The sequence below is a fragment of the Plantactinospora sonchi genome, from assembly GCF_036422035.1.
Classification (GTDB): domain Bacteria; phylum Actinomycetota; class Actinomycetes; order Mycobacteriales; family Micromonosporaceae; genus Plantactinospora; species Plantactinospora sonchi.
On record NZ_JAZGQK010000006.1, the window covers coordinates 596,650 to 613,072 of the forward strand.

The 16,423-nt window shown below is 71.3% G+C and carries 15 protein-coding genes and 1 riboswitch; of the genes, 11 read left to right on the top strand and 4 right to left on the bottom strand.

What is annotated here, in order from left to right:
* Positions 1-5 precede the first annotated feature (5 nt).
* The gene (locus tag V1633_RS09180) at positions 6-671 is read right to left on the bottom strand and encodes a type 1 periplasmic-binding domain-containing protein (RefSeq protein ID WP_331213750.1); all 666 of its coding nucleotides are present in this window, start codon (positions 669-671) and stop codon (positions 6-8) included.
* A 344-nt stretch (positions 672-1,015) separates the two neighbouring features.
* Here V1633_RS09180 and V1633_RS09185 point away from each other — a divergent pair, with 344 nt between their 5' ends.
* From V1633_RS09185 to V1633_RS09195, 3 genes are all read left to right on the top strand, one after another.
* Complete coding sequence (locus V1633_RS09185) at positions 1,016-2,074, top strand: HupE/UreJ family protein (protein WP_331213751.1); 1,059 nt, start codon at positions 1,016-1,018, stop codon at positions 2,072-2,074.
* A gap of 162 nt (positions 2,075-2,236) precedes the next feature.
* Positions 2,237-4,195 carry a metallophosphoesterase family protein gene (locus V1633_RS09190; protein WP_331213752.1) on the top strand — a complete coding sequence of 653 codons (1,959 nt, stop codon included), beginning with the start codon at positions 2,237-2,239 and terminating at the stop codon, positions 4,193-4,195.
* 240 nt (positions 4,196-4,435) lie between these two features.
* Positions 4,436-5,290, top strand: coding sequence for a phosphotransferase family protein (locus tag V1633_RS09195; RefSeq protein ID WP_331213753.1), 855 nt, complete (start codon positions 4,436-4,438; stop codon positions 5,288-5,290).
* A 33-nt stretch (positions 5,291-5,323) separates the two neighbouring features.
* On the opposite strand, the gene V1633_RS09200 is transcribed toward V1633_RS09195, so the two are convergent.
* From V1633_RS09200 to V1633_RS09210, 3 genes are read right to left on the bottom strand one after another with little or no spacing between them, the layout of a single operon-like run.
* On the bottom strand, positions 5,324-6,124 hold the full coding sequence (locus V1633_RS09200) for an energy-coupling factor transporter transmembrane component T family protein (protein WP_331213754.1): 801 nt from the start codon (positions 6,122-6,124) through the stop codon (positions 5,324-5,326).
* Positions 6,121-7,623 (bottom strand): ABC transporter ATP-binding protein, encoded by a 1,503-nt coding sequence (locus V1633_RS09205; RefSeq protein WP_331213755.1) that lies wholly within the window; start codon positions 7,621-7,623, stop codon positions 6,121-6,123. Before V1633_RS09205 ends, V1633_RS09200 begins: the two co-directional genes overlap by 4 nt.
* A 36-nt stretch (positions 7,624-7,659) precedes the next feature.
* Positions 7,660-8,250, bottom strand: a complete 591-nt coding sequence (locus V1633_RS09210) for an ECF transporter S component (protein ID WP_331213756.1) — start codon at positions 8,248-8,250, stop codon at positions 7,660-7,662.
* Positions 8,251-8,329: 79 nt separating this feature from the next.
* A riboswitch (TPP riboswitch) is annotated at positions 8,330-8,438 on the bottom strand.
* A 64-nt stretch (positions 8,439-8,502) separates the two neighbouring features.
* On the opposite strand from V1633_RS09210, the gene V1633_RS09215 reads away from it, so the two are divergent.
* The 8 genes from V1633_RS09215 (at position 8,503) to V1633_RS09250 (ending at position 16,363) form a co-directional block, all read left to right on the top strand.
* Positions 8,503-9,330 (top strand): alpha/beta fold hydrolase, encoded by an 828-nt coding sequence (locus V1633_RS09215; protein ID WP_331213757.1) that lies wholly within the window; start codon positions 8,503-8,505, stop codon positions 9,328-9,330.
* 73 nt (positions 9,331-9,403) lie between these two features.
* The gene (locus tag V1633_RS09220) at positions 9,404-10,153 is read left to right on the top strand and encodes an SIS domain-containing protein (RefSeq protein WP_331213758.1); all 750 of its coding nucleotides are present in this window, start codon (positions 9,404-9,406) and stop codon (positions 10,151-10,153) included.
* Positions 10,154-10,411: 258 nt separating this feature from the next.
* Positions 10,412-10,924 carry a DUF6328 family protein gene (locus V1633_RS09225; protein ID WP_331213759.1) on the top strand — a complete coding sequence of 171 codons (513 nt, stop codon included), beginning with the start codon at positions 10,412-10,414 and terminating at the stop codon, positions 10,922-10,924.
* A gap of 440 nt (positions 10,925-11,364) precedes the next feature.
* A complete protein-coding gene (locus V1633_RS09230) occupies positions 11,365-11,919 on the top strand; it encodes an RNA polymerase sigma factor (protein WP_331213760.1) in 555 nt (184 codons plus the stop codon).
* On the top strand, positions 11,916-13,868 hold the full coding sequence (locus V1633_RS09235; RefSeq protein WP_331213761.1) for an EAL domain-containing protein: 1,953 nt from the start codon (positions 11,916-11,918) through the stop codon (positions 13,866-13,868). The genes V1633_RS09230 and V1633_RS09235 overlap by 4 nt, the downstream gene beginning before the upstream one ends.
* A 67-nt stretch (positions 13,869-13,935) precedes the next feature.
* Positions 13,936-14,715: a hypothetical protein gene (locus V1633_RS09240; RefSeq protein WP_331213762.1), complete on the top strand. Its 780-nt coding sequence runs from the start codon at positions 13,936-13,938 to the stop codon at positions 14,713-14,715.
* A complete protein-coding gene (locus V1633_RS09245) occupies positions 14,708-15,628 on the top strand; it encodes a serine hydrolase (protein ID WP_331213763.1) in 921 nt (306 codons plus the stop codon). Before V1633_RS09240 ends, V1633_RS09245 begins: the two co-directional genes overlap by 8 nt.
* 123 nt (positions 15,629-15,751) lie before the next feature.
* A complete protein-coding gene (locus V1633_RS09250; protein ID WP_331213764.1) occupies positions 15,752-16,363 on the top strand; it encodes a DinB family protein in 612 nt (203 codons plus the stop codon).
* Positions 16,364-16,423: the final 60 nt, after the last annotated feature.

Consider the following 16,423-nt stretch of genomic DNA (forward strand, 5'->3'; position numbering starts at 1 on the left):
CCGGCTCAGTCGAGCCAGACCACGATTCCGGTCAGGTCGTTGAGCACGGCCGCGACACCCGCCCTGATCGCGGCCGCACAACGCTCGGCGGTGAACGAACCGGCGTCGTACGTCGAGGACGCGCCGAGCCCCTCGCCCCGGAACGACGCGCCGGACCAGTCGACCGCGGTGACGTTGTGTGTCGGCTCGGCCAGTTCGGCGCCCACCACGAGGAACTGCTGTGACAGGTGGCTCGCGGTGACCAGCGCGAGCGGGTCGACGAGGTCGTTGCCCGCGCTGACGATGAGGTCCGGGCCCATCCCGATGGCCCTGACGATGCTGGGTACCAGGTCCTGGGCGTCCTTGGCGACCACCGTCCGGAGGTCGACCTCCTCGTCCTCGGCCCAGTCCCGGACCGCCGTCACGAGTGCCTTCGTCGGGCTGTCGTCACCCGTGGTCAGCAGCACCACCCGGTAGTCCTTCGACGGGTGGACCCCGCTCCACGAGCCGGGTCGGGGGGTGACCGTCCCCTCCGGGGTGGGCCTGGCGGCGGAGTCGACGAATCCCGGGCCGAGCGTGCCGACGGGGCTGGGCTTGGCGTGCGGCTGGGACCAGTCGTCGCCGGAGCCGCATCCGGTGACCAGCACGGCGGCCGCCGCCAGTACGGCGAGGGCCCGAAGCGGGGCGCGCAAGGTGATCGTCCTCTCGGATGGTGGCGGGAAAGTCCGCGTGGCTATCCGCATTCCTATCCCAGTCCGGGTTCGATCCCGTACGCCGGGCGCCGTTCCGGCGGTTTGTTCTCCAGCGGTTCTCCGATGGTCGGGCTGGTGTTCACCCGTGGCGTGCAACGTGCACTGGCTAACCTGAAGGAGCCGCAATGTTACCGCGCGTCCGTCGTGCCATTATCGTCCTCGTCGTCGGGATCGCCGCCGCGGTGATCGCTTTTCTGACTGCCGCGCCGGCCCATGCCCACGGCTTCACGTCGACGGTTTATGTCGATGTGACGGCAGGCGACGAGGATCACATTCGTACGAAGTTGGAACTCGAATACGACCTCTTTGTCGTGTCCGCCGCCGACTTCGAGGACGACGATCCGCTGTTCCGCGCCGGCACCGCCGCGTTCGACGCCGGTGACGCCGACGGACAGGCCAGGGCGCTCAACACCCACGCGCAGACGGCGGTCCGGTACGTCACCGAGCGTTTCTCGGTCAGCTCGGCCGACCGGACGTGCACGCCGACCCGGGTCGGCGACTTCACCGTCGGCCAGCGGGAGGGCGTGCCCTACGCCGACCTGCTGCTCGACTGGGCCTGCCCGGGTGGGGGCGACCGGCACGAGGTGCGCGGCGGGCTGTTCCCCGACGCCGAGGGTTACGTCAAGGGCACCAAGACGATCGTCACCTACGAGCTCGACGGTCACTCGGGCAGTGCCGCGATCGACGCCGCCCACCCGTCCTTCTCCACCGCCCAGGCCTGGTACGAGCGGTTCTGGGAGTTCTTCCGGCTGGGTGCCGAGCACCTGCTGACCGGGATCGACCACATTCTCTTCCTGCTGGCGCTGATCGCCGGCTCCCGGCGGCTCCGGGAGATCGTGCTCGCCGCCACGAGCTTCACCCTCGCCCACTCGGTGACCTTCATGCTCGCCGCTCTCGGCCTGGTCGACGTGCCCGGGAGCGTCGTGGAGCCGGTCATCGCGCTGTCGATCGCCGTGGTCGCCGGCTGGCACCTGTGGCGGGTCTGGCGGCGTGGCGACCACGCCGCCGACCTTGAACCGGTGGGGCGTGGCCATCTCAGTCTCGACCGGGCCGGCTGGATCCGCCTCGGCGTGGTGTTCTGTTTCGGCCTCGTGCACGGGCTGGGTTTCGCGGGCGCGCTGGGGATCGACGAGGCGTGGTCGTGGACCCTGCTCTGGTCCCTGCTGGTGTTCAACGTCGGTATCGAAACCGTTCAGTTGGCCATCATCGCGGTTGTCTTCCCGCTGCTGTTCGTATTGCGCCGTCGTTCGCCGAAACTCGGCACCTGGGCCACCGGCGCCGTTTCCGCAGGCGTGTCCGTTATGGGGTTGGTCTGGTTCGTACAGCGCCTGTCCGGGCTCTGAGAACGCCGCAGGATTTCGTGAAGTGCAACCAGCCGCAAGATCGCGTTCATGGCGGGTTCACTGTGCGGCGAAAGGTTGAGAACGCTTCTCCGCATTATGGGAAAGCTTTTCCATATCTCTTTATCGGAAGAGGGAACAAAGTCGATGGCATTGAGTGACTCAATGCGGACTCCCGGGCTCGCGCGGCGCCGTATGGCCGTCGGAGCCAGCGCGGGATTCCTGGGCCTGGCCCTGGCCTTCGGTAGTGGCCTGTCGGCCACCGCGAGCGCCGCCGAGCCCGCCACGTACAGCGGCATCATTCTCGGCGTGGGTGCCGACGAGTCCCAGCGCATCGTGACCTGGTACTCCTCGGCCGACACCGCGCAGAAGATCCAGCTCGCCCCGACCGCCTCGGTCGCCAACGGCGAGTTCCCGGCCGACGCCGTCACCTTCGACGCCGTCGGTGCGGCGAACACCTCCACCACCGGTTTCAACCGGCACGCCACCATCACCAACCTGCGGGAGAACACGGCGTACTCCTACCGGGTCGGTGGCGAGGGCAACTGGTCCCCGGCGTACGCGTTCAAGACCCAGGACTTCGAGGGCAACTACGACTTCCTGTTCTTCGGCGACCCGCAGATCGGTTCCTCCGGCGACCCGCTGAAGGACCAGGCCGGTTGGGCGGAGACCCTGAAGGTCGCCACCGGCGCCAACCCGAACGCCGAGCTGCTGGTGTCCGGCGGTGACCACGTCGAGAGCGCCAACAACGAGATCCAGTGGACCTCGTTCCTGGCGCCCGACCAGCTCCGCCAGTACCCGCTGGTCGCCACCATCGGCAACCACGACGTCGGTGGCAAGTCCTACGAGCAGCACCACTTCACGCCGAACACCGACCGCTCGGCGCAGTACTACGCCGGGGACCCGGCGACCCGGTCCGGCGGTGACTACTGGTTCGTCTACAAGGACGTGCTGTTCATCGACCTGAACAGCAACAGCTACGCCAACCCGACGAACGGCTCGCCCGGCGGCGACGCGGCGCACGTCGCGTACGTCACCGACGTGATCAACAAGCACGGCGCCGAGGCCAAGTGGAAGGTGCTGGTCTACCACCACTCCATCTACTCGCCGGCCAGCCACGCCGACGACGGGGACAACGTGCAGCGGCGGAAGGACTTCACCACCACCTTCTCCGACCTCGGTGTCGACCTGGTGCTGCAGGGGCACGACCACAGCTACTCCCGCAGCTACTCGATCAAGAACGGCGAGAAGGAGAACCCGGCGGAGCAGCCCGGCGCGGCCGAGGTCTTCCCCGGCCCGGGCGGCGTCATCTACGTGACGGCGAACTCGGCCTCCGGCTCGAAGTACTACGACATCAGCCCGCCGAAGGCCGACGAAGCCGGCAAGCCGCACGGCAACGGTCCGGACCCGCTGGACCCGAGCAAGTACTGGTACAACTCGGTGCAGAACCAGGAGCACGTCCGCAGCTACGTCAAGGTGCAGGTCAAGGCCGACAAGCTGGTCCTGGAGAACCTGCGCAGCGGCACCTGCGCGGCGCCGAACGCGGCCGTCGAGAAGGGCCTCTCCTGCGTCAACACCCCCGACGGTCAGCCGATCGGCTCGGTCGTCGACAAGGTGACCGTGCACCCGTACCACGGCAACGGCCAGGACATCCAGGTCAACGTGCCGAACGCCGCGCCGGGTGAGTTCGGCTGGACGATCGACGGCTACAACGGCCTGGTCGACCTCGGCACCGCGACCGAGCACAACGGCGAGTACTTCGAGGCCGCCGGAAAGATCAACCCGATCCTGGTGTCGGACAGCCGTCGCTCGCTCGCCCCGTGGTCGATCTCGGCCAGCGTCGGCGACTTCACCGACGGCGACCGGACCCTGTCCAGCACCTACCTCGGCTGGACGCCGTACCTGCTCGACGCCGGTGCCGGCGCCGAGGCGGGCGCCCCGGTCCTGTCGGCCTACGACGACCAGGGCAAGGGCCTGTCGGTCGCGAGCGGGCTCGCCGCGGCCGCGCAGGGTCACCCCCGGGGTGGCGCCAAGCTCGGTGCCGACCTGGACCTGAAGTTCCCGACCGAGGTCGAGAAGGGTAGCTACCGCGCCACCCTGACGATCACCGCGCTGAGCAGCTGACGCGGACCTGTTCCACCCGGTGGGGGGGGGGGGGGGGGGGGGGGGGCCCCCCCCCCCCCCCCCCCCCCCCCCCCCCCACCCCACCCCCCCCCCCCCCCGGCCCCCCCCCCCCCCCCCCCCGCCCCGCGGGCGGGGGGGGGGGGGGCGGGCGCCCCCCCCCCCCCCCCCGGGTCAGCCAGGTCGGATGACGGTCCGGACCGGACGTCCGGTGTCTGGCACAGCCTGGGGATGATGTCCCACATGGACGAGATCCGTGATCTGGTGGCGGCGCATCTGCCCGGGTACGTGCCCCGGACGGTCGTCCTGCTGGGCGAGGGCGCCGACAACGTCGCGTACGAGGTCAACGACGAGTTGGTCGTGCGGCTCGTCAGGAGGGCCGAGGACGCCGCCGAGGTGGCGCGGGAGGCGCGGCTGTTGACCGCCGTCGCCGGGGTCTCCCCGCTGCCCGTACCGGTGCCGGCGTTCGCCGTCCCCGAGTTGGGCTGCCTGGCCTACGTGAAACTGCGTGGTCGTCCGCTGCTTGAGCTTTCGCCGTCGTGGCGCTCGGCGCATCGGGAGTCGGTCGGCGCCATGGTCGGAGAACTCCTCGCCGCGCTCCATACGACCGGCACCGAACGACTCGCGGCGGTGGCCGTGCCGGACGACTCACCGCCGGAAGAGTGGCTGGCGGAGGCGGGCGACCACTACGAGGCGGTGTCGGCGCGGGTGCCGGAGATCCACCGTGCCGCCATCGAGGCGTTCGTGGCCACCGCACCGCCGTCCGGCGGGTACCCCCTGGTCTTCTCCCACAACGACCTGGGCATCGAGCATCTGCTCGTCGATCCCGTGCACGGCACGGTGACCGGCGTCATCGACTGGGGCGACGCGGCGTTCGTCGACCCGGCCTACGACTTCGGTCTGCTCTACCGCGACCTCGGTCCGGTCGCGCTGGACGCGGCCCTGTGCCGCTACCATGCCGATGACGCGGCGCTACGGCAGCGCGCTGTCTTCTACGCCCGGTGTTCGGTTATCGAGGACCTCGCGTACGGGCTGGAGACCGACGACCTCCGCTACGTCGACAAGTCGCTGGCCGCGCTCGACTGGTTGTTCCGGTGAGCCGTGACGGCTCGCCGGCGGTCTGCCACGGGCTCAGCCGATCAGCGGCCGGTACGTGCCGAGTACCACGCTGGTCGCGAGGATGGCTGCGGCGAGTACCACCGCCCCGACGACCAGGACGGTGTCCGCCCCGGTGAAGTGTTGTCGCCGGGCCGACGTACGCGGGACGCCGGAGTCGAAGCCGCGGGCGTCCATCGCGGTGGCCAACCGGGTGCCCCGCCGGATCGCCCCGACCAGCAGCGTGAACGCCGTCGAGCCGAAGAGCCGCAGCCGGGCCAGCGGGTTGCGCCCGGCGTCCACGCCCCGGGCCCGCCGGGCCATGCTGATCATCCGCCATTCCATCCCGAGCAGCGGCACCAGCCGGAACGCGGCCAGGGCGCCGATCGCGAACCTCGGTGGGGCCTTGGCGTTCTGCACCAGCGCGTCGGCGAGATCGGTCGGGTCGGTGGTGGCGAAGACCAGTACCCCGGGCAGCGCGACCGCGATCACCCGCAGCGCCAGCCCCAGGCCGGTACCGAGCACCCCGGTGGTGACCAGCAGCGGACCGGCGGAGACGAGGACGTCACCGGTCCGCTCGGCGGCGAAGAGCAGCATCGTGACCAGGACGCCGAGCGCGCTGAACAGCAGTGGCCAGGCACGTCGGGCAAGCAGTCGGTAGGAGACGCCGAACAGCGGCGCGGCCAGCAGTTCCACCGCGATGGCCAGGGACGGGACGAGCGGGTCGAGGGTGGCGAGCAGCGGCACCGAGAAGAGCAGCGCGGCGGCGAGCTTCGCCACCGGGTTACGTCGGGCCAGCGGCGCGGCGGGCGCGGTGACCATCGGGTACGGGATCATCCCGACACCGGCCGCGGATCGTCCGTCGGCACCGTCGGTGCCGGATCGCCGTCCCTGCGCACCGTCGGCGCGGCGGTTGGCGCCGCATCAGCACCGAGCCGCCACGTCCGGTCGGCCAGGGCGGTGACAAAGTCCGCGTCGTGGGTGACCGCGACGACGCCGTGCCCGGTGTCGCGCAGCCCGGCGAGCAGCTCGACCAGCTCCAGCCAGGTCCGCCGGTCCTGGCCGAACGTCGGCTCGTCCAGGATCAGCAGCCGGGGCGCGGTGGCCAGCGCGGTCGCCACGCTGAGCCGCCGCGCCTGCCCACCGGAGAGGGTGTACGGGTTGGCGGCGGCCAACTGGTCCAGCCGGAGCCGGGAGAGCAACTCGTCCACGGTGGACGACACCTCGGCCTCGGAACGGCCGGCCCGACGTGGGCCGAGCGCCAGTTCCGCCCGTACCGTGCCGGTGACGAACTGGTGCTCCGGATCCTGGAAGACCGAACCGATCCGTTGCGCCAGCACCGGTGCCCGCCAGCGGTGCGGTGGGCTGTCCGCGTACCGGCCGGCGAGTGCCGGGGTCGCCCGGAGGGTGCCGGTGCCGGGCTTGAGCAGACCGCCGAGGAGCAGGGCGAGGGTCGACTTGCCGGCGCCGTTCGGTCCGAGCACGGCGAGCGCCTCGCCGGCGCGTACGGTCAGGTCGGCCGGGGCCAGCCGCGGTGGCAGGCCGAGCCGCTCGGCGGTGAGCAGCACCTCCCCGGCCGGGGAGGTGGACCGGCGGGGCGCCGGCGGCGGACCGGGCACCCAGACCCCGGCGGCGGCCAGCTCGGCCCCGTGCGTCGCGAACACCTCGGCCGGCGGCCCGTCGGCCCGGACCCCGCCACCCGGTTCCAGCACGACGACCCGGTCGACCAGCGGCAGCGCCTCCGCCACCCGGTGCTCGACCAGGATCAGCGTGGTGTCGGCGTCCAGTGCGGCGCCGATCGCGCCTCGGACCAGGGCGGCGCCCGCCGGATCCAGGTTGGCGGTCGGCTCGTCGAGCAGCAGCAGTCCCGGGCGCAGGGCGAGCACCCCGGCCAGGGCGAGCCGTTGCTGCTCACCGCCGGAGAGTGCGCTGGTGGACCGGTCCGGCCGGTACGGGAAGCCGACCCGGTCCAGGGCCTCGGCGACCCGGGGCCAGATCTCCGCCGCCGGAACTCCCCGGTTCTCCAGGCCGAACGCCACGTCGTCACCGGCCCGGGCCATCACCAGTTGGGTCTGCGGGTCCTGGAAGACGACGCCGACCCGCTCCCGGGCCTTGCGCGGGTCCAGCCCGTCGATCTCGACGCTGCCGGCCTGCTCACCGGAGTCCTCGGCGAGCAGGCCGGCGAGTGCCGCCAGCAGGGTGCTCTTGCCGGCCCCGGAGGCCCCGAGCAGCAGGACCCGCTCACCGTGCTCGATCCGCAGGTCGACGTCACGGACCGCCCAGGCCCGGCGTCCGGCGTGCCGCCAGCCGAAGCCGCGCAGCTCGACCGCGCTCACCGTGACACCGTCCGCTCCGTCATCGGGTGGCCCTGCTCAGACCGGGGCCCGGTCCCGGCCGGCCGGGAAACGGTCCAGTACGCCGGTCTGGGCCAACGCCCGGGTCAGCGCCCAGCCGCCGACGCCGGCGATGATCGCCGAGCTGACCACGGTGATGACAAAGACCGGCAGCCGGAACGAGGCGAAGTCGCTCTCCGAGTAGTAGCGGATCTGGTCGAAGATCGCGGCGGCGAGCCCGGCCAGGGCGCCGGAGAGCACCGCGACCGGCAGCCGGAACAGGCGGTAGCCGAAGGCCAGGAAGGCCAGTTCGGCGCCGACACCCTGGAAGAGGCCCTGGAGGACGGCCATCGTGCCCCACTGGCTGCCGAGCATCACCGAGACGAACGCGGCGAGGAACTCGCAGTACAGAGCCGCGCCCGGCTTGCGGATCACCAGGCCGCCGAGCACCCCCGGCACCAGCCAGACGCCGTAGATGACCGCCTGGGCCGGCGGAAAGAAGGTGAAGGCGCCCTCGGTGGCGCCCCAGACCAGGTTCCAGGCCCAGAAGATGACGCCGAAGGCGACCGCGATGACCGAGGCGACGACGATGTCGACGGTCCGCCATCCGGTGCTGCCGGACTCTTTCATGGGTGATGCCTCCCAGTCGCTTGGCGATCCAGGGGCGGAACGCACGCCACGGTCCGGGTGGGCCCGGACCGTGGCGTGGCTGGAGACTCGACCGAACTCCCTGCGCTGGCATTACCCAGATCAGGTTCGAGGGTCTGCGGGCGTGTCTGCCCGCACTCTCAGCGCTGCGCGCTCCCCTGTCGGATGTGCAGTTGTTTCGCGAACGCTAGCACCGGATCCGTCCGCGCCGATAGCCACGACTAGGGTCGGGTCATGCGGATCACCGTCCGGGACCTGACCTTCGACCTGCACACCGGTGGCCCGGCGGACGGCGAGCCCGTCCTGCTGCTGCACGGTTTCCCCCAGCGTGGCGCGCAATGGGACGACCTGCTGCCGGCCCTGCACGCGGCGGGGCTGCGCAGCCTCGTCCTGGACCAGCGGGGCTACTCGCCGCAGGCGCGGCCGACCGAGGTCGCGGCGTACCAGCTGACCGAACTGGTCGCCGACGCGGTGGCGGTGCTCGACGCGCTCGACCTGCCCGCGGCGCACGTGGTGGGGCACGACTGGGGTGCGGCGGTCGCCTGGCGGCTCGCCGCCGACCACCAGGACCGGGTCCGTACCCTGACCGCGGTCTCCGTACCGCATCCGACCGCCTTCGCACGGGCGATCGCGGAGGACCCGGACCAGCGGTCCCGCTCGGCGTACATGCAGCTCTTCCGGGAGACCGGCAAGGCCGAGCACGTCCTGCTCGCCGACGGGGCGGCGGTGCTGCGTCGGGTGCTCAGCGGCCTGCCCGAGGACCGGATCGACCGGTACGTCGCGCCGCTGCGCGAGCCCGGTGCGCTGACCGCCGCGTTGAACTGGTACCGGGCGATGTCGACGGAGGGCCTGGCCAAGACCGGGCCGGTGGTGGTGCCGACCACGTTCGTCTGGGGCGACGCCGACGTGGCGGTGGGTCCGGTCGCGGCCCGGAACTGCGCCGACCACGTCACCGGCGACTACCGCTTCGTACCGCTGGCCGGGATCGGGCACTGGGTACCGGAGGAGGCGACGGAGGCGCTCGCCGACGCCGTACTGTCCCGGATACTCGGCACACGGTGAGCCCTCGGGGGCCGGGCATGGCATCGTCGACACGGACCGCATGATCGACAGTGGGGCGAAGGGACGTGGACAGGTGACACTGAGCGCGGAGGGCTACCTGGAGGTCGTGACCGGGCTGATGACCCGGGTGGCGGCGGGGCAGCGGGACAACGTACGCCGGGCGGCCGACCTGGTCACCACGGCGCTCCGGGCCGGCGGCGTGGTGCACGCGTTCGGCACCGGCCACTCGGAGGCGCTCTCGATGGAGATCGCCGGCCGGGCCGGTGGACTGGTCCCGACGAACCGGATCGCCCTGCGTGACCTGGTGCTGTACGGCGGTGCGCCGGCGGACATCCTCGGCCCGACCCTCGAACGTGACCCCACGGTGGCCCGTCGGCTGCTGGAACTGGCTCCGGTCCAGCCGCCGGACATCTTCGTGATCGCCTCCAACTCGGGCGTGAACGGCACGATCGTCGAGTTCGCCGCCCTGGTGAAGGAGCGTGGACACGCGCTGATCGCGATCACCTCGGCGGAGCACTCGGCCGGCGTACCGTCCCGGCATCCCTCCGGGCGCAGGCTCGGTGACCTGGCCGACGTGGTGCTGGACAACGGTGCCCCGTACGGCGACGCGACGTTGCCGCTGCCCGGTGGCGGCGCGGTCGGCGCCGTCTCGTCGATCACCGCCGCGCTGCTCGCCCAGCAGATCACCGTCGAGGTGGTGGCCCGGCTGATCGAGGCGGGGGAGACACCACCGGTCTACCTGTCGGCCAACATCCCTACCGGCGACGAGCACAACAAGGTGCTGGAGGCCCGGTACGCGGGCCGGATCCGGCGCGGCTCCTGACCGGTGGAGCCCGAGGTCGGGGACGGGGTGGGGCCCGAACCCGAGGTAGCGAACCCGTCTGTCGTGATCCGGCCGGCGGCCGTCGGCCGGATCGGGCGCGGCAGGGGCGCCACCTGAACCGGAATCGATGGCGACGTCGGGACGTCCGGGCCGAAGCATGACGAACCGGACTCGCGTTTCGGGTACGTCGATGCGGGGCACACTGCTCCGCACTCGATTCCGACGAACGGGTGTGGCGGTGGCAGCGGAGGTGGCTGGGTGAGTGTCGAGACCGAGAAGCAGCGCTGGCAGCGCAACTTCACCGACCTGCTCCAGGAGCTGCGGGTGGCGCAGACCGGTGTCCAGATCCTTTTCGCGTTTCTGCTCACCCTGCCGTTCAGCAACGGTTTTCCCCGGGCCACCGAGTTCCAGAAGGACACGTACATCGTCGCGTTGATCGCCGCGGCCGCCGCGACCGCGTTGATCATCTCTCCGGTCGCGTTCCACCGGGCGCTTTTCCGGCAGGGGCGCAAGCCGGAGCTGGTCCGGTTCGCCCATGCCGTGGCAACCGGTGGTCTGGCCTTCATGTTGATCGCGATGGTCAGCTCGGTGCTGCTGATCACGGACTTCGTCCTGCCCCGAGGGGTGGCGCTGGTGCTCAGTGGGCTGACCGGCGCATGGTTCCTGACCTTCTGGGTCGGGCTGCCGTGGCTGCGTCGGAACTGGGGTGAGCCCGACGACGAGGAGGGCGAGGGCGAGTTTCCCGACCGGGACGAGGTGGTCGGGGCCTGAGAACGGCTCGCGGCGCCCCGTGGTCCACCCCGCCCGTCGGCGCGTCGCGACCGGTTCCGCCCGCCAATCGACCGTGGACGAGACTGCCAACACTCCGAAGTATTGAAGTACTACGCTCCGCGATCCATACTGGACAGTATCCAACCTCGTATGATCTGGTTCTCTCCATTGACCGATCATCCGAGGTATCGCAGGTGGGCGTCGTCTATTCGATCATCGTCATCCTGAGCTCCGCGCGTCGCCGCCGACATCACCGTCATTGACGGAGAGTTATACGGGGAACGACACCTACGGAGACGAGAGACGAGAATGGATCACCTGCAGGGGGGGTTGCACGCCGGGGACCCGGTGGCAGCTGTGGCGGGGCCGTTCGGGGGAGCGGGACGCGGACCAGGAGGGGGCGGGACGGCGTGAGGGGGCACGGCAAGGCGGCAGTACGGGTGGAGTCCGGCACTCGGTTGGGGGACCGGGAACAGACCGACCTGGACGTCGGTTTCGAGGAGTTCTGCCAGCAGAACTTCGTGCTGGTGGAGCGTTTCCTGCTGTATCAGTGTCCGGACCCGGGTGTGGTCGAGGACGCCGTACTGGAGGCGTTTGTCGCCGCCCGCGCCGAGTGGGACCAGATCCGTGGCTACCGGAAGCCGTTGGCCTGGGTGGTGCAGACCGCCCGGCACAGGTTGTCGATCGTCCGGCGGCGCGCGGCGGCGGAGCAGGGTGGACCGGATGTCCTGTCGGCCGGGCCACCGGACGAACCGCTGGCCGGCTCGGCCGCCGTGGCCCGCGAACTGCTCCAGGGTTGGCTGCGACAACTGCCACCACGTCAGGCGGAGGTCCTCGCGCTGGCTCTCGACGGATGGTCCGATCAGGAGATCGCCCGGGTGCTCGGTGTCGCGTACCGCACCGCGCGCAGCTACCGGCGACAGGCGCGGCGCCGGCTCCGTGAGGTCGCCGAGCGGGCGGACCTTCCCGAGGGCGAGGCGCGGGGAGGGCGATGAACCTGGACGAGGTTCTCGCCCTGGCCGGTGCGGGCGGTCTGAGTGAACTGGAACGGGCCCGGGCCCGCCGGGCGACCCGGCGGATCCAGCAGGAGTACCAGCGCGCCGAGTCCGCAGGCGTCGACCCGATCAGCGACGTCGACGTACGCGACCCGCTGGCCGACGACGTCGACGAGGCGGCCCGGATCATCCGGGCCGCCCAACTGGCCAAACTGGGCAGCCTGTGGTGGAACCGGAAGGACGGCGGACTGCGCTGGTCGGACGAGATGTCGTTGGTCTTCGGCTATCCACCCGGCACGGTCCGACCGTCGGTGGAGCTGCTCTCCCGGCTGATCCATCCGGACGACGTCGCGGAGGTCCGCCGGACCGTCGAATCCGCCTGGCAGGCGGAGACGGTCCGCGAGACGAGCTTCCGGGTGGTCCGCCCGGACAAGATCGTCCGGTACGTCTCCGCGCTGGTCGAGATCGTGGTCGACGCGCGGAACCGCCCGTGCGGCATCGTCGCCACCGGTCAGGATGTCACCGAGGCGGAACTGGACCGACAGGAGCGGGCCCGGCTGGCCCGGCGCCGGGAGACGGTCCGGACCGAGCTGGCCGGACGGGACCCGGGCGCGGATCCGCTCAGCCGGCCGAGGTTCATCAACGAGATCAACGCCGCCCAGCGGGCCGGGCCGGGCGTGCTGCTGGTGGTGGCCGTCGCGCCGGTCGTCCCGATCCCGTCCGGAGCCGGCCCGAGGGGTACCGACCCGACCGGTGTCCACCCCGGACATCCGGACGTGGCCGGTGGTGACGACCACGACCGGCTGGACGTCGCCGTCGGTGCCGTCGTCCGACGGGCGGTACGGCGTGCCGACGTCTACGGCCGTACCGCGCCCGGCGAGTTCGGTGTGCTGATGCACCGGACCACCCTCGGGGCGGCCCGGGCGGTCGCGGAGGCGGTGGTCGCCGGGATCCGGAACCAGTCCTTCCTGCTCGGCCGGAGCCGGCTGCGGCTCAACGCCTGGGCCGGTCTGATCCGTTATCCGGGCCGGCACGGGAGTCGGGCCCTCGACGTGCTGCTCGACGCCGAGGCGGCGTGGCGACTGGCCCGGGTGGCCGGGGTCGACTGCGTGGCACCCGAGCAGGCGGCGGACGGGTCGGATCAACGGCGGGGTACGCGGGGCTCGACCCCGGTGACCCCGCCCGCGCACCGGTTCACCCTGCACACCCAGCCGATCCTCGACCTGCGGCTGAACCAGATCACCCGGCAGGAGATCCTGCTCCGGCTGGCCGACGAGGGCGTCGATCCGTACCCGGTGGCCGGTCCGCACGGGGCGGCGGGACCGGCCGGCGAGGTCGTGCCACTCGACCGTTGGGTGGTCGACCACGCCCTCGAACTGGTCGCCCGGGGCGCCGGTACCTCGCACTACCAGGTGAGTCTCTCCGACCGGTCGCCCGGCGACCCGGAGCTGCTGGAGCACCTGCAGCAGCGGTTGAGGCGGTACGACGTCGACCCTGGCCAGCTCACCTTCGCGATCAGCGAGGCGGCGCTGACCGGCGATCCGACCAGGGCGGTGGACTTCACACACGGCCTCCGGCAGCTCGGTTGTCAACTCGCCCTCGACGACTTCGATCCCGGGCACGCGGCCGCCGACTCGCTCACCTGCCTTCCGGTGGACCTGGTCCGGATCGACGGCGAGCTGACCTCCGGGCTCCGCACCTCCCGCCCGCACCAGCGGGCCGTACGGTCGGTCGTCGAGACCTGCCGCGAGCTGGGCATCCGGACGGCGGCGCAACACGTCCGGGACCACGCCACCCGGGACCTGCTCCGCGAGTACGGGGTCGATTTCGCCCAGGGCTACCTGGTCGGCCGTCCCAAGGCGGTCACCGGCCCGCACCGGACCCTGTCGACGGCCGGCGGGTCCGTCCCGTCCGATCCGGCGCTGCGGCCATCGGCCGCCCCGGGGTGACCCCGGGAATCTCGACGAGTGTGCCACGTCATGCAACGTCGTGAGCCCCCGTCACCGTAGTAGGGGTGTGACGGATCAGCGGGCGTGGCGGCGCGGGCAGGCGACAGAGCCGGGCGCGGCGGCGTTGCGGTCCGTCCGCACCGCGCTGCTGCCCGTTCTCCTCAGCCTCGCCACCCTGGTCACGGGCTGTGACGGAGCCGGAGCGCCGGAGCCCGCGAAGCGGGGTGCGACCGCCGGAACCGTCGGTGTTCCGGTCACCGAGGCTCCGGTGGGTGGCCCGGTCACCGGCTCGACGACCGGGGCCCCGGCCACCACCGACGGTCCGTCCCGAGATGTCCTCGTGGCGGCCCTGTTGGGGCCCGCTGAGCTGGGTGCGGGGTGGCGGGAGGGCGGTTCGCCAGCGGAGGCGCCACCCTGGCCGTGGCTGCAGACCGACTGTCCGGCGTACCGGGACGGGGACTATCCCGCCCAGCGGCATCGCCGCGACGCGGTACAGCGTCGCTACCAGCACGAGTCGTCACAGCAGGCGGCGATGCACGTCGTCGAGGCGTACCAGGCCGGTTGGGCGGTGCGCGCGCTGGACGACGTACGCCGGGTTGTCCGGATCTGTTCCCGGTACGCGGCCTGGGGCGGAACGATCTCGTTCACCGTTCTGCACAGTCGACTCCGGGCCGAGGAGGGTGTGCTGGTGCTGGGCCGGATCGAGGCTCCCGGGGCACCCGAGCGGTTCACCCTCTTTCTGACCGTACGCCGGGGTGATTTACTCTCGACGCTGAACGTGCCGGGTCCGATGGACGAGTGGCGAGCGTACGAGACGGCGGAGAAGTTGGTGGATCTTCTTGGCTAGCCGATCGCGGCGGCGGGGTGTGGGTCGTCGGGAGATTCTTCTCTCCGGTGCCACCGCGCTGCTCGGAGTGGGTGTTGTCGGCAGTGGGATCACCCGGTGGTGGGAGGACGGTGCCAGCGGGACGTCAGCGGCCCTGGTCCCGCCGCCGACTCCGCCCACCCCGACCCCGGACTACCAGGGCATCGCCCGATCCAAGATCGAGAAGTACCTGCGGGACGCGGGTGACCGGGTCACCGTCGCGGTACGCGACCAGGTGACCGGTCTGGAGCTCACCGTCGGCAAGCGGCGTTTCCAGACCGCCAGCATCGTCAAGGTCGACATCCTCGCCGCGTTGCTGCTGCACCGCCAGGAGCAGGGCAAGTCCCTCACCTCGTACGAGCGGAACCTCGCCCGTCCCATGATCGTGCTCAGCGACAACAACGCCACGACCAGCCTGTACCAGACCATCGGCTACCGGGCCGGCCTCACCGAGGCGAACAAGACCCTCGGGTTGAAGGAGACGAAGCCGAACGCGAGCTGGGGGATGACCACCACCACGGCCGCCGACCAGCTCCGGCTGCTGAAGACGATCACCGATCCGGACGGTCCGCTGACCGAGGCGAGCCGGAAATACCTGCTCGGCCTGATGGGCGACGTCGACGAGGCCCAGGACTGGGGCATCACCGCAGCGGCCGGCGAGGACGCCACCGCGAGTTATGTCAAGAACGGCTGGGACACCATCGACATCGACAACGGGCTCTGGCAGGTGAACAGCATCGGACGGATCATCGAACCGGACCGGGACTGGCTGATCGCCGTACTCTCCGACCACCACGCCAGCCAGGAGAAGGGCATCAAACTGGTGGAGCGGGTGGCGAAGTACACCCTGAACCAGTTGCGGCCCATCCCGGCGCCGGAGGATCAGACCCACTGAGCGGTCCGGTCTCGTACCGGTGGAGCCTGCGGCGTCGCGGAGGCCCGGGCGGCCGGTGACCCTCGGTCAGGGCGGGCCGGGCCGGTGACGGCGCAGCTCAGGACTGGTGGCAGGCTGCTGGTCATGATGGGATCGGATCCGAAGGCGGACCTGCACCGCTACCTCCAGTCGGCCCGCGACGCGCTGCTGTGGAAGCTCGACGGCCTCGCCGAGTACGACATCCGTCGCCCGCTGACCCCGACCGGCACCAATCTGCTGGGGCTGGTCAAGCACGCGGCCACGGTCGAGGCGGGGTACTTCGGCGACTGTTTCGGTCGTCCGTTCGGTGAACCGTTGCCGTGGCTGACCGACCACACCGAGCCGAACGGTGACATGTGGGCCACCGCCGACGAGCCGCGGGAGTGGATCGTCGGGCTCTACCGGCGGGTGTGGGCGCACTCCGACACGACGGTCGACACCCTGGGCCTGGACGCGGTCGGTCGGGTGGCCTGGTGGCCGAAGGACCGCAACGAGGTGACGCTGCACCGGGTCCTGGTGCACGTGATCGCCGAGACCCACCGGCACGCCGGGCACGCGGACATCGTCCGTGAGCTGATCGACGGGGAGGCGGGGATGCAGCAGGGGAACAGCAACCTGCCCTCGGTCGGCCAGGCCTGGTGGGTGGAGTACCACAGGCGGGTGCAGTACGCGGCGGAGCAGGCCCGGGACGCTGGCCCCGCCGGCCGTCCACGGTAGAGGACAAGATCGCCGCAGGCTGGCATAACTCTTGCTACCGCTGGGTAACAAATGGGAGTA

Excerpts from the sequence above, each read along its gene's own strand:
- V1633_RS09190 (WP_331213752.1), top strand. The coding sequence starts at position 2,237 with ATGCGGACTCCCGGGCTCGCGCGGCGCCGTATGGCCGTCGGAGCCAGC.
- V1633_RS09195 (WP_331213753.1), top strand. The coding sequence starts at position 4,436 with ATGGACGAGATCCGTGATCTGGTGGCGGCGCATCTGCCCGGGTACGTG.
- V1633_RS09200 (WP_331213754.1), bottom strand. The coding sequence starts at position 6,124 with ATGATCCCGTACCCGATGGTCACCGCGCCCGCCGCGCCGCTGGCCCGA.
- V1633_RS09210 (WP_331213756.1), bottom strand. The coding sequence starts at position 8,250 with ATGAAAGAGTCCGGCAGCACCGGATGGCGGACCGTCGACATCGTCGTC.
- V1633_RS09215 (WP_331213757.1), top strand. The coding sequence starts at position 8,503 with ATGCGGATCACCGTCCGGGACCTGACCTTCGACCTGCACACCGGTGGC.
- V1633_RS09235 (WP_331213761.1), top strand. The coding sequence starts at position 11,916 with ATGAACCTGGACGAGGTTCTCGCCCTGGCCGGTGCGGGCGGTCTGAGT.
- V1633_RS09250 (WP_331213764.1), top strand. The coding sequence starts at position 15,752 with ATGATGGGATCGGATCCGAAGGCGGACCTGCACCGCTACCTCCAGTCG.